General features: G+C 29.0%; 3 protein-coding genes and 1 pseudogene. All 4 read left to right on the top strand.

Going from position 1 to position 6079, the window contains the following annotated elements; genetic code table 11:
• A pseudogene (locus tag HR065_RS02765) lies at window positions 1–292 on the top strand (hypothetical protein); the annotation flags it as partial.
• A 14-nt stretch (window positions 293–306) separates the two neighbouring features.
• The gene (locus tag HR065_RS02760; RefSeq protein ID WP_178734374.1) at window positions 307–2631 is read left to right on the top strand and encodes an AAA family ATPase; all 2325 of its coding nucleotides are present in this window, start codon (window positions 307–309) and stop codon (window positions 2629–2631) included.
• A gap of 2 nt (window positions 2632–2633) precedes the next feature.
• A complete protein-coding gene (gene ftsH, locus HR065_RS02755; protein ID WP_218644391.1) occupies window positions 2634–4490 on the top strand; it encodes an ATP-dependent zinc metalloprotease FtsH in 1857 nt (618 codons plus the stop codon).
• Between the two features lie 421 nt (window positions 4491–4911).
• Complete coding sequence (locus HR065_RS02750) at window positions 4912–5997, top strand: hypothetical protein (protein WP_178734373.1); 1086 nt, start codon at window positions 4912–4914, stop codon at window positions 5995–5997.
• The last annotated feature ends 82 nt before the right edge of the window (window positions 5998–6079 follow it).

Here is a 6079-nt window from a genome sequence, read left to right as displayed (position 1 = left end):
TACTCATTGGGACCATGAAGATACTTTTGTTAGAGAATACGATAATAATAAAAATATCACTAAACAATTGAAATATAAAGAAAACGGCGATACTCATTGGGACCATGAAGATACTTTTGTTAGAGAATACGATAATAATAAAAATATCACTAAACAAATAAAATATAAAGAAGATGGGGAAAAAGATTGGACAAATGAAAATTCTTATATTGCTAAATATGATGGGGAAAATAACAGAATCAAAACTATTTATTTCGACTCAAATGGAGAACCAAAAAATGAAGACGACTAAGAAAGGAATCAACGATGAATTACAAAAATAAAAACAGATTTAATATTTTTCCTCACTCCATTTTAATATTGTTGTTTATAATTTATTTTTCTTCTTCGACTGTATACGCCGTCATTCAAGAAGAATATAAAGTGGTGAAAAATTCCGCAAATAAAATAGATTATTATCCAAACATCTTAAAAAAATTAGAAGAATTAAACCCCGGTAAAAAATTTATTTTAGAAAACCCTCAAAATAATAAAGTTTATTATAATTCTAAAAATGCAGAAAATAATACGGTTTTTTTTGACAAATCGATAGAATACAACCAAGGGGATATAAAAAATCAAGTTACACCTTTGTTAGTTTATTTTAACGGAGGAACAAGAGACGATAACATCAACAATTATGATCAATTAATTAAAGAAAAAATCCATTCTAATAAAGTTTTTATTTTTAAAGGTTTAAAAGGTGGCGGCGATAACATTTCTTTAATAATCCCTCCGTCTAAAAAACAAAAGAAAACTTTTGATGATATAGCAGGTTTAGATGAAGCAAAAGATCAATTAAGAGAAATAGCTCATTATTTTAATAATAAAGAATTATATAAACAATTTAATATTAAAGCGCCGAAAGGAGCTTTATTGTACGCCCCGCCAGGTACAGGTAAAACTATTTTAATGGAAGCTTTAGCAAACGAATCAGGTGTGCCTTTTATTATTGCTGATGGTCCTGAATTCGTGAAACAATATGTCGGAGCAGGTCCTGAAATGCTTCAAGAAAAATTTAAAGAAGCTGATAAATTAGCGAAAGAAAGTAAAAAAGGTTGTATTATCTTTATTGATGAGATTGATACTATCGCGACCAAAAGAACAAGCGATTCTCAAGCTGCTGGTTTATCTCACAATAAAATGGTTAATACTTTATTAACTTTGCTGGATGGAATGAATTCAAATCCAGATGTTGTAATTATCGGAGCAACTAATAAAGATGATATTTTAGACGAAGCACTAACTAGACCTGGTCGTTTAGATCGTAAGATTTATGTAGGTTTGCCTGATAAAACCAGTAAAATAAAGTTATTTGAAGTCTTTTTAAAAAAATACAAAGAAAATGGTCAACTAGACGACAACATTAATTATGAAAGTTTATCTGATAAAGCGACAGATTTTAGCGGAGCTACTATTTCAAAAGTAGTTAATGAAGTTGCTTTCAATATAATACAAGATATTTTAAAAGAAGAAATAGTTGAATTTATAATCGACTACTATGACAATCCGCAAGTGCAAAATAAACGAGCAGAATTGCAATACGGAAGAATCGATAGTAAAACTGATTTGACTAAGAAAGAAGAACTTTTAAATTATAGTGCAACTGATTTAGATAAAATAGCGGAGAAAATTAAAAATATTATTTTTCCGAATGAAAAAGATTATTATGTGGGTTACATTTTAAAAAATAAACATCACATAACTTCTGAATTAGATTCAGACATTCTTCAAGGAAATATCGAAATAACAGATTTAAACGATGAAAATTCGTTACAAAACAAAAGAAAAGATGTTTTGGAAATAGTAGTGAAAAATATAAAAAATTTTTTAATTTCGCAAAAATTTAAAATTACTGAAAAATATTTAAACGAAAGCATAGAACAGCATTTGTTCGGTAGGAAAATGCTTCAAAGACAATATAGCGAACAAGAAAAAAAGATTGTGGCAGCTAACGAAACAGGACACGCTTTGATTCAATATTTGCAAAAACCTGATCTTTTTTACAAAAACACTGTCGAACTTTCTAACAACCCAACGGCACATAATTACGTTGAAGAACACAGTAACTTTAAAACTAGAGAACAAATATTAAAAAAAGTAACTTTTTTATTAGCCGGAAGAGCGGCTGAAGACGTTTTAATTGGTTCAGTTTCTACTAAATCGCAAAAAGATTTAGAAGAAGCTAAAAAAATAATTGAAGAAATGGTTTATAACCAAGGAATAGAAGATAATCACTACGTTTCTTTCAATACTTTCCCGAGTAAAGATCATATTTTTTATCATTCTTGCAATAAGTTGTTGAACGAAACTTATAATAAAGCAAAAATACATATCCAAAATAATCAATTTTTAGCGAAAGAAATTCAGGACAAATTGTTGAAAGAAAATTATATCAATAAACAAACCATGGACGAACTCAGTCGCAAAAATTCGCTTAATAAAAGCGATATTTTAAAAACTGACATTAATCCTACTTCTAAAAAAGGTTTAGCAGGTTGGATATGGTTGACTATTGTTTTACTTATTTCTACCGTTATTTTGTGGATTGTCGTTTTAATTATTAAAAAAAGAAATAGGAAGGAGGTTTAATTATGGCTTCAAATAAAAAATTAAAGAAAAAAAAGAAGTGGAAAATTATTTTATTAGCTGTAGTTTTCGCTTTAACCTCTCTTTTGTTAATTGAATATTACCCGGATTTAACTCAAACAGGGGAAGAGACAGAACCTCAATTTATTTTAGATCAACTCAATCGCGGTAATGTAGATCGATATGAAGATAGAATAGAAGCTAACGGAATAAGAGCTTTTTTAAGACTTCACAGTCGTCAAAAAATAGTGATTCACACTAAAGATAATAAAACTTATTATACTAAAACGATTGATGAAATTAAATTGGCGCAAATTAAACAAGTTATATATGAAAGGCAAAATGATAGAAGTTTAAAAAAAATACCGACCGATGTTCGTTATGGTTTAATAATGCCGACTTTAACTGTCTTTTCCGCCTTAGTAGGATTCATTTGGCCAGTATATATTATTTCTAATATGCTAGAACATCGTAAAATGGGCAAAATGGGCGATGGCGTGAGCAGTTTACAAGGCGAAAAACAACCTATCACTTTCCTGGATGTCGCCGGCAACGAAGAAGAAAAAGAAGAGCTAAAGGAATTAATTGATTTTTTAAAAAATCCTAAAAAATATGAAACCATGGGCGCTAAATCGCCTAAAGGAGTTTTATTACAAGGACCGCCAGGAACTGGTAAAACTTTATTAGCGAAAGCGCTAGCCGGAGAAGCAGGAGTGCCTTTCTATGCTACTTCTGGTTCTGAATTCGTGCAAATATATGTTGGAATGGGAGCTTTAAAAATTAGAAATCTTTTTAAAGAATTAAGAGATAATGCGCCTTGTATCCTGTTTATTGATGAGATCGATATTTTAGGGATGGCGAGAGGTAATAATCATTCTAATAACGAAGCCGATCAAACCTTAAACCAATTATTAACCGAAATGGATGGTTTTAACGCCTCAAAAGGAATTATGATTATTGGAGCAACCAACAGAAAAGAAATGTTAGATCCGGCTTTATTAAGGCCGGGCAGATTTGACCGTCATTTCACGGTTGGTTTGCCAAATGTCAAAGCCAGAGAAGCTATCTTAAAAGTTCACGCTCATAATAAAAAAATAGCGCCTGAAGTAGATTTCTCTCAATTAGCGAAACATACTCCAGGTATGAGTGGAGCTGAATTAGCTTCTGTTTTAAATGAAGCCTCTATTTTAGCCGTAAGAGCGAACAAAGAAGAAATAACTATGACAGAATTAGAAGAAGCTATTGATAGGGTTTGGGTGGGACCAGCAAAAAATTCTAATAAGTATGATGAAGAAGAAAGAAAAATGGTGGCTTATCATGAAGCAGGACACGCAGTAATTGCTTTAAAAATGCCTCACGCAAGACAAATTCAAAAAATAACGATTGTTCCACGTGGAGATGCTGGTGGTTATGTTATTACTGTTCCAGAAAAAGAAACCTTCTTTTCTTCTAAAAAACGCATGTTAGCTAGTATTGTTGTTTCTTTAGGTGGCAGAGCAGCCGAAGAATTGATTTTTGATGATGTTTCTAACGGAGCTTATGATGATTTTAAAAAATCCACCCAAATAGCGACTTTTATGGTAACTAAATTAGGGATGTCTGATTTAGGACCGATGCAGAATGACAACAATTTGTTCGTCAATAAACCTTCGGTTGATAACGCCATTAAAAAAATTATTGATGAAGCTATGGAAGAAGCTAGAAAAATAGTTAAAGAAAATAAAGCTTTATTAGAACAAATAGCGAACAAACTCTTAGAAACGTCAACCATCACTAAAGATGAATTGGATAAATTACTAAATCCACCAAAGACAGAAAAAACAACTAAAACTACTAAACAATCATCTTCCAAAACGGTTTAATATTATTCACAGATAATATTAAATAACAGATTATCCCCCAAAAGGAACCTTTTTATCGAGGTTCCTTTTTTCTAGTCACAAAAAAAGCCGTTTTAAAAGTGATTTATTTTTTCATAACTTGTTGACTTTAAAAATATTTTTGTTATAATATAAACAACTATAATAATTAAATTCTTGAATTTAATTCTCTTTTTTGTATTATAACAAAATATGGTTTTTATGTTTTTTTGCGTAAAATATTAAAATTATGTTAAAACATAATTTTACACAATTCACAATAATATCCCCATTTAAGGTTATTGTGGTATAATAATTTTTCCAGAGTTAAATATTCTTAATTTAAACATTTATAGTTTAATCAATAATTTCCCATCAGAAAAATAATTTATGTTTTCTAGTGGAAAAGAGGTAGAAACATTATATGTTTTTAATTGGTTCTTTCTTTACCGAAAAAGAATTGAACAAAGAAAATTTAATAAATTCGTTGCATAAACGCCGCAATAAAAACCAAAGAGCAAAACATGAAAGCATTATTTTAAAAAGCTTCTTTTTGATAATGATATTTCTTTTATCTGTTTTATCCGTTTATTTGTTAAAGTTAATTCCTTCGGTAAAAAAATCTTTTAATGATTTTACCGACGCTTTTACAGAAGTTGAAAATGTAGCAGAAAACACAATCGTTTTAACTAAAGAAGATAAAAAAGAAGAAAAAGATGAAAAAGGCGAAGTAAAAACCATTAAGTATGATGGTGGAATTAATCGTAAAAAAAAGAAAAAAAGATATAAGAACGAAAATTACAAAATGCAGGAAGATAAAATAACTTTTGTTCTTTCTTTGTTGATCGTTATTGCCTTAATCTTGCTTTTATCTTTAGTTTTGTTACCTTCTTTTTTTAGTTACACTAGTCGCTTTTTGATTATCAACGCCGGACTAATTCTGGGTATTGTTTTAAATTTATATAATGAGGCTAATATTTTTAAAATATTTATTTTTCCAAGTATAGTTTTTTTGATTTCTATATATTCTTATACAATTACTTTATGGTTTTATTATCTTAAATTCAGCCCTAATAACCAAAAAGAAGGCCGTTTTAAAAAATTTTGGTTTATTATCGCGAATTATTTATTAATTACCATTTCTTTGTTAATGATTGTTTTGTTTGTTATATCTATAATGAAATGCGCTCAAATAGATATTATCAACCAAATGCAATATTTTTACGAAAAACCTAAATTTTGGGTTTATTATTTTATCATTAGTTTATTGACCATCTTGCCTTTTTCATCATATATGACAGGTTCTTTAAGTCTTTTAGATTTTATTTTAAGCAAGAATATTGATAAAAAATACGAACATTTTTTCGCTTTTGCTTTATTTCTTTTGTTTTTATTCTCTACTTTATCACTTTTATTAATTATTTTTTCTCCAGACATTGATGAAAAAGATGGAAATAAAAAGAAGAAAAAGAAAAAAGGTCTTAAATTAACCAATAAGAAAAGCAATTAATTTTAAAAAAGGACCAAGATATGAATAATAATTTAAAACACCTGAATAAAGGTCGTTTTTTGACTTTTGGAGTGAGGACATT

Source organism: Candidatus Phytoplasma pruni (assembly GCF_013391955.1).
In the GTDB taxonomy this organism is placed as follows: Bacteria; Bacillota_I; Bacilli_A; order Acholeplasmatales; family Acholeplasmataceae; genus Phytoplasma.
The sequence above is the reverse complement of the archived record's forward strand: the minus strand, read 5'-3'. Positions and strand labels throughout refer to the sequence as shown.